Below are 13,833 nucleotides of genomic sequence, written 5' to 3'. Positions count from 1 at the left end.
TGGCATCAAACAATCCACCAACACACTATCGAGTTCTCAAAGAACACACACCCACCAGCACCACCCCGAATTCCGGGGCGCTCACCAGCGAGCTTTACGTTCGTTTTACGTTGCAGGCCGTTTCCGGAGCAACTCTTCCAACCTACCAGGCTCGTCTGCGGCTCGCAAGCTTGTGTGTTGCGGTTCACATCGGAGTTGTTTAGATCGGAGTGCATCGCTGTGCGTTCGGTCATCGACCTGGCGCGCGTTCCGCCACCCCGTTCCTCTCGGACCGGAGGGGCATCGCTCTGCGGTGCATCGATTAAGTTACACAGGCGCGAACACAGCGTCAAATCGCCTGGTCAGAGCGACAACTTCGCTCCAGCGAAACTCTTCTTGCCGCGTCGGACGACCAACCACGACCCGTGAAGCAGGTCGTCCGGGGCCGGCGTCCAGTCCGGATCGGTGATCTTCTCGTTGTTCACGTACGCACCGCCCTCGCCGATGGCGCGACGTGCGGCCTTGTTGCTGTCCGACAGTCCGGTGTCCACAAGCAGCGAAACAAGCGTCGGTGTTTCCCCCGCGTACTCGGCGACCGTGGTCTCGCCCACCGCCGCTCCCAGCGTCGCCTCGTCCAGGTCCTTGAGATCAGCTCGACCGAACAGCGCATCGCTCGCGAGCTGCACGGCCGCGGTCTGATCCGCACCATGGATGAGCGTCGTCATCTCTGCGGCCAGACGTTTCTGACCGAGACGCAGGTGCGGGGTCTCCTCGGTGGCCGTGGCGAGTTCCTCGATCTCCTCGCGACCGAGGAACGTGAACCACTTCAGGTACCGGACGACATCGGCGTCCGCAGTGTTGACGAAGTACTGGTACCACGCATAGGGGCTGGTCAGGTCGGGATCCAGCCACAGGCTCCCGCCTCCGGTCGACTTGCCGAACTTCTTGCCGTCCGACGAGGTCACCAGGGGGACGGTCATCCCGTGCAGACTGGTGCCGTCGAGTCGGCGCGCCAGGTCCACACCTCCGACGATGTTCCCCCACTGATCCGAGCCGCCGATCTGCAGGAGGCATCCGTGCCGGCGATTGAGCTGCACGTAGTCGTTCGCCTGCAGGAGCAGATAGCTGAACTCGCTGTAGCTGATGCCGTCGGAGTCGAGACGACGACGAACCGTGTCACGGGCGAGCATCACGTTGATCGAGAAGTGCTTGCCGATGTCCCGCAACAATTCGATGGCGGTGAGCTCGCCGGTCCAGTCCATGTTGTTGACGACGAGGGCGCCGTTCGGTGTGTCATCGATCCGGACGAAACGGCGAAGCTGTCCATCGATGCGGCTCGCCCACTCGGCCACCGTGTCGGCGGTGTTCATGGTGCGCTCCCCGACATCGCGCGGGTCACCGATCAGTCCGGTCGCCCCACCGGCGAGAACGATCGGCCGATGCCCCGCTTCCTGGAAGCGACGGAGGGTGAGCAGCGGCACGAGGTGGCCGGCATGAAGGCTCGAGGCGGTCGGATCGAAACCGGCGTACAGCGTGATCGGGCCCTTCGCGATCCGGGCACGAAGTTCTTCGAGGTCCGTATGCTGCGCGATCAGCCCGCGCCACTCGAGGTCGTCGAGGATTCCGTCCGGTGCGACGGACGAGGACACGGCGGCAGACATCTCGGCACTCACGTGATCGATCCTGTCATCTCGGCGACCCGCGTCCACGCCCGGGTCGCGACCATCAACCGGCCGAATCGGCCCCGGTCAACCGTGCGTGTTCGGCATCGTCGACGCTTCGTGCCTCGTCGGCCAGCATCACCGGAATCCCGTCCGCATCGATCCGGTACGCAACACGCAGGCGGGGGTTGTACAGTTCGTCGCCCGCGTTGACCAGCGGGCCGTGATCCTGCGGGCACACCAACCGTTCCCGGGTGACCGGATCGATCGCCTCGGCACGTGACGTCACGAAATACTCCCCATCTCGAAGGTGATGCGCGATGTCCGCCACTGTAATCCACCGGTCGACGGCCGATTCGGCAGCGACACGGTCACGCCGGATCCGACCGGCGCCACGGGACATCGTCGACGACGCCGCGCGTGTAGCGACGGTAGCGGCCGTCCGCGTCTCGGTACCAGACGCGCGCACCAGGCGCCGGTAGTCCCCGCTTGGCGAGCTGTCCGACCAACGGGCGATAGGAATCCGACACCGGGATCTCGTCGACGACCCACACCAGGTGTGGACGTTCCTCGGCCGGCAATGCACCGAGCCCGATGCGCAACGCCGACACCGTGAGGGATTCGCGCTTTCCGCCGACGGTCCGCGTCGTCACCGCGGCCACCGCGAGTTGGTCGCCCGGGTCGCCGAGTCGATACACCGCCACCTGGTCGACAGCACGGATCTGCGAGAGCGCGGCCTCGATCGGCGGCCCGTAGACCGGCCCGTCGGCACTGCGGATGACCGTGTCGACCGACCCGCAGAACCACAGGTCGTCGGCGGCGTCCCGGCGGAACAGATAACCCGAGACCTCCCATCGGTCCCGGCTGGAGAACACGTCGCGGAGCACGGTCGAGGACATCTCGAAGCGATGGCGGGACTTGGCCAGCAGCAGACCGACCTCGTCGACGGCCGCCTTCCGCACGAAGCCGGAGTCGTCGACGATCAGCCGGTCCGACGCCACGTCGTATGCCGCGACCTCGACGTCGTTGGTCTCCGGCAGCGGGCGGCCCATCGACCCGATCTTGTCGCCGGACACATTGGCCAGGATCGCGGCGCCGTCCGCGGTGGCGAAGAACTCGAGCACCCTCGCCTTCGGATAGGTGTCCTGGACGTCCCGCCACAGACCGGCGGGCATACCGGAGCCCATGAACAGGCGGATCGGGTTGTAACCACCGGCCGGTGCGTCGATGTCGATGACGTCGCGCAACATCGACCAGGTGTAGGAGACGACGGTGACGCCGTAGCGACGGACCTCGGTCGCGAAGGTCTCCGGATCGATCCGGTTGGACAGGGCGATTCGCGACCGGCCGACGGCCGTCGCGCCCAGTGTGGTGAGCAGGCCCGATGCGTGATGCAGGGGCGGCAGGCAGTAGACGGTGTCACCCTCGGTGAGGCCGGCAGCCGATGCGGCGCCGAACGCCGACATCGCGAACCGGTGATTGGTGATCGGCCAGACCGCGAGATTGCCGCCGGCCCGGGTGAAGAGGATGAAGGCGAGGTCGCCGGCCAGACCGGGGTCGGGCCGGTACCACGACGGAATCGCCACCGAGTCCGGGTCGATCTGCTCCATGTCGATGACCGTCGAACCGTCGGCGCGGTCGATGACGCGGGCGTCGCCGCTGCCGCCGCCGAGCACGAGCACCCGATCGCAGTGCTTGGTGACCAGGTCGAGGTTGCTGGGATCGGTGACCACCATCGACACGTCCGCGAGGCGCTGCATCTCGGCGAGTTCGCCATCGGCCGGCAGCATGACCGAGACCGCACCGAGCCTGGACAGTGCGGCGACGACCACCAGGGCGCTGGGCCGGGTCTCCATCAGCACGCCGACATGAACTCCGGGCCGCACGCCACACTCGATGAAGCCGGCGACGACGTTGTCGATACGGGTGTTCACCTGCTCGTGGGTGAGCACACGATTCTCGAAGAGGAACAGTTCCTTGCCCGCGGCCCGCCGGTTGTTCTCCGACATCAGCTTGCCGAGGGAGATGCGCGTGCCGGGCTGGATCTGGCCGAGCCGGAACAACCGGGGCACCGTGCGAACGGACTCCTGCGCCACCGCGCGCGAGGTCCGCTGCAGCGACGACGCGGCACCGAGCAGCTCACGCGACATCCCGGCGCCCGCGTCGGCCACCGCACCGAGGCCGTGGGTGACACGGGACGAGAGACTGACTCCCGAACCCCGTGGTTCGCGGTCGGGTACGACCATCTTCTCGATGGCGGCGGGGCGTTCACCGTCGCCCTCGCGCCATTTCACCCACTCCGCCGTCGTCGGCCAGGTCTGGGCTCCGGACGTGCTGCCGACGACCAATCCGAAGTGCCCGACGGGCAGCCGGGACTCGAAGATCTGGGCACGTGGCGCCGCCTGTGCGATCCCGCGCACTGCGAGCGGCTGCCCGATGTCGTCGGCCTCCCCCACGAACGCCAGCACCGGGCAGGTGATCTCGGCCAGCGACACCAGGTCACCGTTGACGGTGAATCCGCCGGACACCATTCGGTTGTGAACAACGAACTGCCGCAACAGTTCTGCCACGGCAGGTCCCGACCAGGCGACCCAGCCGTCGGCCTCGATGAACCGACGTTGATCCTCACGCGGCAGCAGAGCGTCGCGGTCGTGCAGCTTGCGCAGGAAGTCGATGCGGCTGCGAGCGGTCTTCACCGGGTCCACGAGCTGGAATCCGGCGCGGGCCATCCAGCCCGGCACCCACAGGCGGTTGAACACCTTGTCGGCGAGGATCTCGGCACCGGGCACCACGAGTCCGGCGGGCAGGCCGAGCGGCAACGCGGCGAGCACATCAACCGGGCTGCCGAAGGTGATGAGGCTGGCGATGCCTTCCGACCTGCGATAGGCCGCGGTCTGGTAGGCGAACATGCCGCCCTGGGAGTAGCCGGCGAGGTGGACGTCCTGCCCCGTGGCTTCGATGATCAGATCGATGACGCGGCTGACGGCGACGATGTGGTCGGCGAGGTTCCGCTCCATCCCGCCCTCTTCGGAGTCCGGCGACCCGAAGTCGACGACCCACGGATTGATGCCGGCACGGTGCAGGATGGACACCGCGCCGTTCTGCTCCGTGACGTCATAGACGTTGGCGGACACCATCATCGGCGGCACCATCACGATGTGCGGGCCGTCGACCGGCTCGTCCGGGAAGTACCGCCGGAGCCGGAACATCTTCTCGGTCTCGACGACACTGAACGGTGCGGGTTTGGTACCGGTCTCCAGTCCGCCGAGTCGCCATACCTCGAGACCGTTCTGTGCCGTCGCCAGCACACGATCGACCACGCCCCCCAAATCGGGCAAAGTCGGTAACCCCACCATCTTCCCGTCCCTTCCCGTCACCCCCGACGGTGACTCAGATCACTCTACTCATGCGCTCATGGAGCGAACGGTCAGACTCGCCCATCCTCCGGCGACCAGCGCAGGCGCCGCTGCGCGATGTCGTCGCGCAGCACCGCAATCTGCCGCTCCACCTGCGATGATGCAGTACCACCGTGGGCGTTGCGGGACTCGATCGAGCCCCGGACGGTCAGCACCTCACGGACCGCGGGCGTGAGATCCGGGCTGATCGAGGCGAGCGTTTCGTCGTCGAGGTCGGCCAGGCCGATGCCGCGTTCCTCGGCCGCACGGACGCTGGCGCCCGCGACCTCATGCGCGACCCGGAATGGGACTCCTTGCCGGACAAGCCATTCCGCGATGTCGGTGGCGAGGGTGAAGCCTGCCGGCGCCAGTTCGGCCATGCGGTCCTCGTGGAATTCGAGGGTGGCCACCAGCCCGGTGATCGCGGGCAGGAGCAGTTCCAGTTGGGCGACCGAATCGAAGACCGGTTCCTTGTCCTCCTGCAGATCCCGGTTGTAGGCCAGCGGCTGCGCCTTGAGCGTGGCCAGCAACCCGGTCACGTTGCCGATCAGACGACCGGCCTTGCCACGGCTCAGTTCCGCGACATCCGGATTCTTCTTCTGCGGCATGATCGAGCTACCGGTGGACCAGGCATCGGCGAGCGTGACGTAACCGAACTCCGGTGTGCTCCAGAGAATGATCTCCTCGGACAGACGCGACAGGTCGACCGCGATCATGGCGAACACGAAGGCGGCCTCGGCGGCGAAGTCCCGCGACGAGGTGGCGTCGATCGAGTTCTCCGCGGGCCGGTCGAATCCGAGATCGGCCGCGATCGCCGCCGGGTCGAGTCCGAGCGACGAACCGGCGAGAGCCCCCGAACCGTACGGCGACACGGCCGTTCGGCGATCCGCGTCGGCCAGTCGGTCGATGTCGCGGATCAGCGGCTGCGCGTGCGCGAGCAGGTGATGACCGAGCAGAACGGGTTGTGCCGCCTGAAGATGGGTCTTGCCCGGCATCACCGCGTCCGGATGGGCCGCGGCCTGCGCGACGAGGGCATCGACGACATCGAGCAAGCCGTCGGCGACGCGTGCCATGGCGGCACGCAGCCACATCCGGAAGAGAGTGGCCACCTGGTCGTTTCGTGACCGGCCCGCTCGCAGTCGGCCGCCGAGTTCCGGTCCGACTCGCTCGATTAGGCCGCGTTCGAGGGCGCCGTGGACGTCCTCGTCACTCTCGGCCGGGCCGAACGAACCGTCGGCGACATCGGCGGCCAGACGGGTGAGTCCGTCGAGCATGGCGTCGAGGTCGCCGTCGGTGAGAAGTCCGGCGCGATTGAGTACGCGCGCATGGGCTTTCGACGCCTCGACGTCGAAGGGAGCGAGTACCCAGTCGAAGTGTGTCGACTTGCTCAGCGCGGCCATGGCCGCGGCCGGACCGTCGGCGAACCGGCCGCCCCACAGGGCGCCCTGGTTCGTCCCGTGCTGATCGGTCACTGCTTCAGATCCCGGCGGGCCGCGATCTTCGACGACAAGCCGTGCAGTTCCACGAAACCACGGGCCGCCGACTGGTCGAAGCTGTCGCCCTCGTCGTAGGTGGCGAGGTTGAAGTCGTAGAGCGACTCGTTGCTGCGGCGTCCGTTGACGATGATGGCTCCGCCGTGCAGCTGGAGGCGGATCTCGCCGCTCACGTGTTCCTGGGTGGAGTCGACGAAGGCATCCAGCGACCGTTTCAGCGGCGAGAACCAGAGACCGTCGTAGACCAGTTCGGCCCACTCGGCGTCGGTGCGCCGCTTGAAGCGGCCCAACTCGCGTTCGAGGGTCACGTGCTCGAGTTCCTCGTGCGCGGTCACCAGCACCATGGCGCCCGGGGCCTCGTAGACCTCACGGCTCTTGATCCCGACGAGACGATCCTCGACGACGTCCAGGCGGCCGACACCCTGCGCACCGGCGCGCCGGTTGAGCTCCTCGATGGCCTGCAGGACACTCACCGGCTTGCCGTCGATCGCGACCGGGCGGCCCTTGTCGAAGGTGATGGTCAGTTCGTCCGGCGACGACCAGTTGATGGTCGGGTCCTCGGTGTAGTCGTAGACGTCCTTGGTGGGCGCATTCCAGAGATCCTCGAGGAAGCCGGTCTCGACGGCACGGCCCCACACGTTCTGGTCGATGGAGAACGGCGACTTCTTGGTGACCGTGATCGGGATGTCGTTGTCCTCGGCGAAGGCGATGGCCTTCTCGCGGGTCCACGCGTAATCCCGGACCGGCGCGATGACCTGCAGGTCGGGCGCCAGCGAGGCGAAGCCCACCTCGAAGCGGACCTGATCGTTGCCCTTACCGGTGCAGCCGTGCGCGACGATCGTGCCGCCGTGATCGCGTGCCGCGGTCACGAGGTGCTTGGCGATCAGTGGCCGCGACAGCGCGGACACCAGCGGGTAGCGGTTCATGTAGAGGGCGTTGCCCTTGATGGCCGGCAGGCAGTACTCGTCGGCGAACTCGTCGCGGGCATCGACGACGACCGCTTCCACGGCACCGCAGTCGATCGCACGCTGGCGCACGACCTCCATGTCCTCGCCGCCCTGACCGAGATCCAGTGCCACCGCGACGACCTCTTTGCCGGTCTCCTTGCCGATCCAGCTGATCGCGACCGAGGTGTCCAGGCCGCCCGAGTATGCGAGTACGACGCGTTCCGCCATTGTCTGTCTCCTGTATTCGTGCGCACCGAGGCGGCCGGTCCGGCCGTGGTGCATGTTGGTGCTTGATGGTGATTGTGTCTTGTGGGTCTTCGACCGTTTCGTGCGGGCCACGCTGTTACACGAGGCCCTCGATTCGTCGCGCCAGTTCGGCACCGCTCATCGGTTCGCGGGCGACCACGAAGATCGTGTCGTCGCCGGCGATCGTGCCGACCACGTCGGCCAGGCTCGCCCGGTCCAACGCGCTGGCCAGATAGTGCGCTGCGCCCGGCGGCGTGCGCAGCACGGCGAGGTTGCCGCTGCTGTCGGTGGACACCAGCAATTCCCCCAGCAGCCGCGCCAGCCGGTCGGTGCCACCCGACACACCGCGCACCGGCGAGCCGTCCTCGGGCACGACGTAGACGCCTGCACCGCCGTCCGCGGCCCGCAGTTTGACCGCACCGAGCTCGTCGAGATCACGGGACAGGGTCGCCTGCGTGGCGTCGATACCGATCTCCGCGAGCAATTGCTGCAACTCGGATTGGCTGTGCACCCGATGCCCGGCGAGGAGTTCGATGATCCGTGCGTGGCGGCCTGCGCGGGTGGCGGCCAGTCGCGCCTCCCCGGTCGGCGGCAGGATCTTGCCCGATGCCGTCATTGCTGCCTCAACAGCCAGATCAGCAGCGCCTTCTGGGCGTGCAGACGGTTCTCCGCCTCGTCGAACACGACACTCGCCGGTCCGTCGATCACCGAGTCGGTGATCTCCTCACCGCGGTGCGCGGGCAGACAGTGCAGGACGATTGCGTCGTCGTCCGCGAGCGCCAGCAGTTCGTCGTTGATCTGATACGGCCGGAAGGGCGCCTGCCGGTCGAGGCCGTCGCCCTCCTGCCCCATCGACACCCAGGTGTCGGTGACGAGGACGTCGGCGCCGGTGGCGGCGGCGACCGGATCGGTCTCCACGCGAACCGACCCACCGGTCTGGGCGGCATGTTTCTGGGCGGTCTCGATGATCTCCGGGTCCGGCTGGAACCCGTCGGGCCCGCTGATCGTCACGTGCATGCCCGCGATCGCACCGCCGAGCGCGTAGGAGTGCGCCATGTTGTTCGCACCGTCACCGAGGTAGGTCATCGCGAGACCTGCCGTGCGGCCCTTGTGCTCGGCGATGGTCTGTAGGTCCGCGAGGATCTGGCAGGGATGGAAGGAATCCGAGAGGGCATTGACGATCGGGATCGTCGCGGTGGACGCCATGGCCTCCAAACGATCCTGCCCGAACGTCCGCCACACGACCGCGTCGACGAACCGGGACAGCACCCGACCGGTGTCCTCGATCGTCTCGTCGCGGCCCAATTGTGTTGTGGTGCCGTCGACCACGACCGCGTGCCCACCGAGTTGCGCGATGCCGACCTCGAAGGAGAAGCGTGTTCGCGTGGAGTTCTTGTCGAAGATCACGCCGACCCCGCGCGGCCCGTCCAGGGGACGGAAGGCGAACGGGTTCGCTTTGACCTCGGCGGCGATGGCGAGCACCTCGGCCTGTTCGGCGGGCGACAGGTCGTCGTCACGCAGGAAATGCCGGGTCATGATGTGGCCTCCGAATCGGTTGCGGCATCGAGGATGCCGGGAAGGGCGGCGACGAAGCTCGCCCCCTGTTCTTCGGTGAGGATGAGCGGTGGCGCGAGGCGCAGCACGTCGGGGGCAGGTGCGTTGATGAGGAATCCCGCGTCCCGTGCGGCCTGCTCGGTCCGGGCGGCTATCGCGGACGTGAGCGCCACCCCCAGGAGCAATCCGCTGCCCCGGACGCGATCGATCTGCGGGTGCCCCAGGCCCTCGATGCCGGCTGCGATCGATTTGCCCACGGACGCAACATGATCGATGAGCCCCTGTTCGTCGATGACGCGCAATACGGCCAGTGCCGCGGCCGCCGACACAGGATTGCCACCGAAGGTGGTGCCGTGCTGCCCGGGTTCGAAGAGATCCGCAGCCGCCCCCGTGGCGATACAGGCCCCGATGGGCAGACCGCCGCCGAGCCCCTTGGCCAGGGTCATCACGTCGGGCACAACCCCCGCTGCCTGATGTGCGAAAAACGTTCCGGTGCGTCCGATTCCGGTCTGCACCTCGTCGAGGATCAACAGCGCCCCACGCTCGGTGGTGATCCGTCGCGCGGCGGCCAGATAGCCTTCCGGCGGCACGACGACGCCACTCTCCCCCAGGATGGGTTCGAGGATCACCGCAGCCGTCTTCTCGCTCACCGTCGCGTCCAGAGCGTCGATGTCGCCGTAGGGCACGAAACGTACACCGGCCGGCATCGGTTCGAAGGGTTCACGTTTCGCGGGTTGCCCGGTCATCGCCAAGGCGCCCATGGTGCGTCCGTGAAAGGCCTTCTCGGCGGCAACGATCTCGGGCCGTCCGGTCCGCCGTGCGAGCTTGAACGCGGCCTCATTGGCCTCGGTTCCGGAGTTACAGAAGAACACCCGCCCCGGATGACCGAAATGATCCAGCAGTCGTTCGGCCAATTCGACCACCGGCGGACTGATGTAGAGGTTCGACACGTGGCCGAGCGTCTGCAACTGGGTGCTGACGGCCTCGACGATCGCCGGATGGGCGTGGCCGAGAGCGTTGACCGCGATACCGCCGAGCAGGTCGAGGTATTCCTTGCCGTCGGCGTCCCGGACGACGGCACCCGATCCCCCGGTGAGTGTGATCGCCGGGGTGCCGTAGTTGCGCATCAGTGCGGTGGACCACCGCTGCTGCCACTGGTCGGTCTCCGTGCTCATGCCGCACCACCTTCGTCGTCGTCGGGCACGACCGTGGTGCCGGTCGAACTCCGGGTGAGTAGTTGGGCCAGAACCGAATGCGGAATCCGGCCGTCGATGACGTCGGCCTGCTTCACACCGCCGGTGACGGCCCGCAGGCACGCCTCCATCTTGGGCACCATGCCGGCGTCCAGCGACCCGAGCAGCGCGCGCACTTCGGTCGTGTTGATCCGCGATACCAACGATGTGCGGTCGGGCCAGTCCGTGTAGAGACCTTCCACGTCGGTGAGCATGACCAGCCGGGACGCACCGAGTGCTTCGGCGAGCGCGCCGGCCGCGGTGTCGGCATTGATGTTGTGCACCACGCCGTTCCGGTCGGGGGCGATAGTCGAGACGACCGGGATGCGGCCGGCGGCGAGCATGTCGAGCACCACGGAGGTGCTGACGGACGTGATGTCACCGACGAGTCCGATGTCGGTGGCCACGCCGTCGACGAGCACCGTTCGGCGTGTGGCGGTAAACAATCGGGCATCCTCGCCGGTGAGGCCCACCGCGTAGGGACCGTGGGAATTGATGAGTCCCACCAGTTCACGGCCGACCTGACCGAACAGCACCATCCGCGCCACGTCCATGACCTCGGGGGTGGTGACCCGGAAACCTCCACGGAACTCGCCCGTCAATCCCAGCTTCTTCAGCATCGAGGAGATCTGCGGGCCGCCGCCGTGCACGACGACCGGATGGATCCCGCAGGCGCGCAGGAACACCATGTCATCGGCGAAAGCTCGCTTCAGATCGTCGTCGATCATCGCGTTTCCGCCGAATTTGATGACCACGGTCGCGCCGTGCAGCGCCTTCAGTGCCGGCAACGACTCGGCGAATACGGTTGCCTTGTCGAGTGCGGAGAGTTCACTCTCCGTCTTCTTCTCGCCCGTCATGACGAATACGCCGAGTTCTCTTCGACATAGCCGTGCGAGAGGTCCGTGGTCCGGATGCTCGCAGACGAACCGCCGAGCGCCAGGTCGATCTCGACCGTGATATCGGCGCCGGTGAGGTCGACGTCCCGAGCGCCGGGCACCCCACATCCGTTGACGCACACCGGGGTTCCGTTGAAGGACACGGTCACCCGATCGGGATCGATCGTCACGGGCGCGATGCCGGTCGCGGCGAGCACCCGACCCCAGTTGGGGTCGGAGCCGAACAGTGCGGTCTTGACGAGGGAATCCCGGGCGACGGTACGCGCCACCGCGAGCGCATCCTCCTCGCTGTCGGCATTCCGCACCGTGATGACCACGCGTTTGGTGACGCCTTCGGCATCGGCCATTAGTTGCGCGGCCAGATCGTCGCAGACCGCGCGTACGGCGGCGTCCAGATCAGCCTGCTCGACGGGAATCTGACTCGCGCCCGAACTGAGCAGCAGCACAGTGTCATTGGTGGACGTGGAACCGTCGATGTCGAGGCGGTCGAAGGTCTGCGACGTGGCCTTGCGCAAAGCCTCGTCGAGCTGACCGGCGGTGACCCGGGCATCGGTGGTGAGGACGCAGAGCATGGTCGCCAGCGACGGCGCCATCATGCCCGCACCCTTGGCCATGCCGCCCACATTCCAGCCCTGGGGGTGATGCAGCGCAGCCTGTTTCGGCACCGTGTCGGTGGTCATGATGGCGTAGGCGGCGTCGGTGCCACCGGACAGTCCCCCACCCATCTCGTGCACGATCTCGGTGACGCCCGCGAGCACCTTGTCCATCGGCAGCCGATCGCCGATGAGGCCCGTCGAACAAACGGCGACCTCTCCCGCACCGGTGCTGGTGCCCCAGTTGCTGAGTGCCTCGGCGAGAGCTTCGGCCGTCGCATGGGTGTCCTGGAATCCGCCTGGGCCGGTGCAGGCATTAGCGCCACCCGAGTTCAGGATCACCGCCCGCAGTTCACCGTCGGCGATCACCTGCTGACTCCACAGCACCGGCGCGGCCTTCACCTGATTGCGGGTGAAGACGCCGGCGGCCGCATAGTCCGGGCCCTCATTGAAGACCAGGGCGAGGTCGGAGGCGCCGGATGACTTGATACCGGCGGCGATGCCGGCGGCGCGGAAGCCCAGTGGCGCGGTCACACCCTGGTCGCGCACCAGCCGCGGCGCGTCGAGGGGCGCTCCCGGCGTGATCCGGTCGTCGTCCGGATCCGATTGGGTCCCAGGAGTATTCGATGTTGCGGTCACGGTGCGACTCCCACGGTGCTCAGCCCTTCGGTCTCGTCCCAGCCGACGGCCAGGTTCATCGATTGCACGGCGGCACCGCCGGTGCCCTTCGCCAGGTTGTCGATGGCTCCGACGGCCACCAGGGTCCCGGCTCTTTCATCCACGGTGACGGCGAGAGCCACGGCATTGCTCCCGAGTACCGAACCGGTGGTCGGGAGGCTGCCCTCGGGCAACAGGTGCACGAACGGCTCGTCCGCGTAGGCCGCCTCGTAGGCGGCACGCACCTCGGCGGCGGACGCGCGGGTCCGTGCCGTGCAGGTCGCGAGAATGCCGCGCGACATCGGTGCGAGTACCGGCGTGAACGACACCGTGATGGGCGCATCGGCCGCGGCGGACAGGGCCTGCGCGATCTCCGGCGTATGCCGGTGCGCTCCGCCGATGGCGTAAGCGCGGGCGGACCCGATGACCTCTGAGGCGAGCAGATCGACCTTCGGCGCACGGCCGGCGCCCGACGTCCCACTCACCGCGACGACGTTCACATACGGTTCGATCAGCCCGGCGGCGATGGCCGGCCGCAACGCCAGGATCGAGACGGTCGGATAGCAACCGGGAACGGCGATCCGGCTCGCATCGCGCAGGATCTCGCGGTTGCCGGGAAGTTCCGGCATGCCGTACGGCCAGGTCCCGGCGTGTTCACTGCCGTAGTAGTCCGCCCAGTCCTTGGCATCCTGCAGCCGATGATCCGCGCCGCAGTCGATGATCACGGTCGTCGGCGGAAGCGCATCCGCGATGGCCCCGGACTGACCGTGCGGAAGGCCGAGGAAGACCACGTCGTGGCCGGCGAGATTCTCCGGTGTCGTCTCCGCCAGCACCCGATCCGCCAGCGGCAGCAGATGCGGCTGTAGCGAACCCAGTGTCGAGCCCGCATTCCCGCCCGCGGTGAGCGCGCCGATCTCCAACTCTCCCGATCGCAGACGCGGGTGCCCACTCAGGAGCCGGAGAATCTCGCCTCCGGCGTAACCGCTTGCACCGGCAACCGCCACCTTGATCGTCATGCAATCATTATGCACTTCGATGCAAATCAATTCATCTCCGGGTCGTCGGCCGGATGGCCTCAAGCTGCCCGCGGCCAGTGAGCCACAGATATTTCACCTCACAGTGCCAACAGCCGGGGTTTAACCAGTCCGCCACCCTCTGCGGTGAAAGTTCTGTGGAAACC

Annotated in this window: 12 protein-coding genes; 1 reads left to right on the top strand and 11 read right to left on the bottom strand. The window is 67.3% G+C overall.

Annotated features, from left to right (window positions below):
* On the top strand, window positions 1–203 hold a 203-nt coding region (locus tag AC4JJG_RS17215), incomplete at its 5' end, for a hypothetical protein (protein WP_495405795.1).
* A 138-nt stretch (window positions 204–341) separates the two neighbouring features.
* On the opposite strand, the gene tyrS is transcribed toward AC4JJG_RS17215, so the two are convergent.
* From tyrS to argC, 11 genes are all read right to left on the bottom strand, one after another.
* Entirely contained in the window at window positions 342–1,640 is a 1,299-nt protein-coding gene (tyrS, locus tag AC4JJG_RS17210) for a tyrosine--tRNA ligase (protein ID WP_495400526.1), read from the bottom strand.
* Window positions 1,641–1,704: 64 nt separating this feature from the next.
* Window positions 1,705–1,929, bottom strand: coding sequence for a Trm112 family protein (locus AC4JJG_RS17205; protein WP_495400465.1), 225 nt, complete (start codon window positions 1,927–1,929; stop codon window positions 1,705–1,707).
* 82 nt (window positions 1,930–2,011) lie between these two features.
* A complete protein-coding gene (locus tag AC4JJG_RS17200; protein ID WP_495400464.1) occupies window positions 2,012–4,996 on the bottom strand; it encodes an AMP-binding protein in 2,985 nt (994 codons plus the stop codon).
* 71 nt (window positions 4,997–5,067) lie between these two features.
* On the bottom strand, window positions 5,068–6,507 hold the full coding sequence (gene argH / locus AC4JJG_RS17195) for an argininosuccinate lyase (protein ID WP_495400463.1): 1,440 nt from the start codon (window positions 6,505–6,507) through the stop codon (window positions 5,068–5,070).
* On the bottom strand, window positions 6,504–7,703 hold the full coding sequence (locus tag AC4JJG_RS17190; RefSeq protein ID WP_495400462.1) for an argininosuccinate synthase: 1,200 nt from the start codon (window positions 7,701–7,703) through the stop codon (window positions 6,504–6,506). The genes argH and AC4JJG_RS17190 overlap by 4 nt, the downstream gene beginning before the upstream one ends.
* 115 nt (window positions 7,704–7,818) lie before the next feature.
* Window positions 7,819–8,337 (bottom strand): arginine repressor, encoded by a 519-nt coding sequence (locus AC4JJG_RS17185; protein ID WP_495400461.1) that lies wholly within the window; start codon window positions 8,335–8,337, stop codon window positions 7,819–7,821.
* Window positions 8,334–9,257, bottom strand: a complete 924-nt coding sequence (gene argF, locus AC4JJG_RS17180; protein WP_495400460.1) for an ornithine carbamoyltransferase — start codon at window positions 9,255–9,257, stop codon at window positions 8,334–8,336. Before argF ends, AC4JJG_RS17185 begins: the two co-directional genes overlap by 4 nt.
* Window positions 9,254–10,450, bottom strand: a complete 1,197-nt coding sequence (locus tag AC4JJG_RS17175) for an acetylornithine transaminase (RefSeq protein ID WP_495400459.1) — start codon at window positions 10,448–10,450, stop codon at window positions 9,254–9,256. The genes argF and AC4JJG_RS17175 overlap by 4 nt, the downstream gene beginning before the upstream one ends.
* Complete coding sequence (gene argB / locus AC4JJG_RS17170; protein ID WP_495400458.1) at window positions 10,447–11,364, bottom strand: acetylglutamate kinase; 918 nt, start codon at window positions 11,362–11,364, stop codon at window positions 10,447–10,449. Before argB ends, AC4JJG_RS17175 begins: the two co-directional genes overlap by 4 nt.
* Window positions 11,361–12,635: a bifunctional glutamate N-acetyltransferase/amino-acid acetyltransferase ArgJ gene (gene argJ / locus AC4JJG_RS17165; protein WP_495400457.1), complete on the bottom strand. Its 1,275-nt coding sequence runs from the start codon at window positions 12,633–12,635 to the stop codon at window positions 11,361–11,363. The genes argB and argJ overlap by 4 nt, the downstream gene beginning before the upstream one ends.
* Entirely contained in the window at window positions 12,632–13,669 is a 1,038-nt protein-coding gene (argC, locus tag AC4JJG_RS17160; protein ID WP_495400456.1) for an N-acetyl-gamma-glutamyl-phosphate reductase, read from the bottom strand. Before argC ends, argJ begins: the two co-directional genes overlap by 4 nt.
* Window positions 13,670–13,833 lie beyond the last annotated feature (164 nt).

The organism is Gordonia sp. B8661-1 (assembly GCF_059427765.1).
The sequence above is the reverse complement of the archived record's forward strand: the minus strand, read 5'-3'. Positions and strand labels throughout refer to the sequence as shown.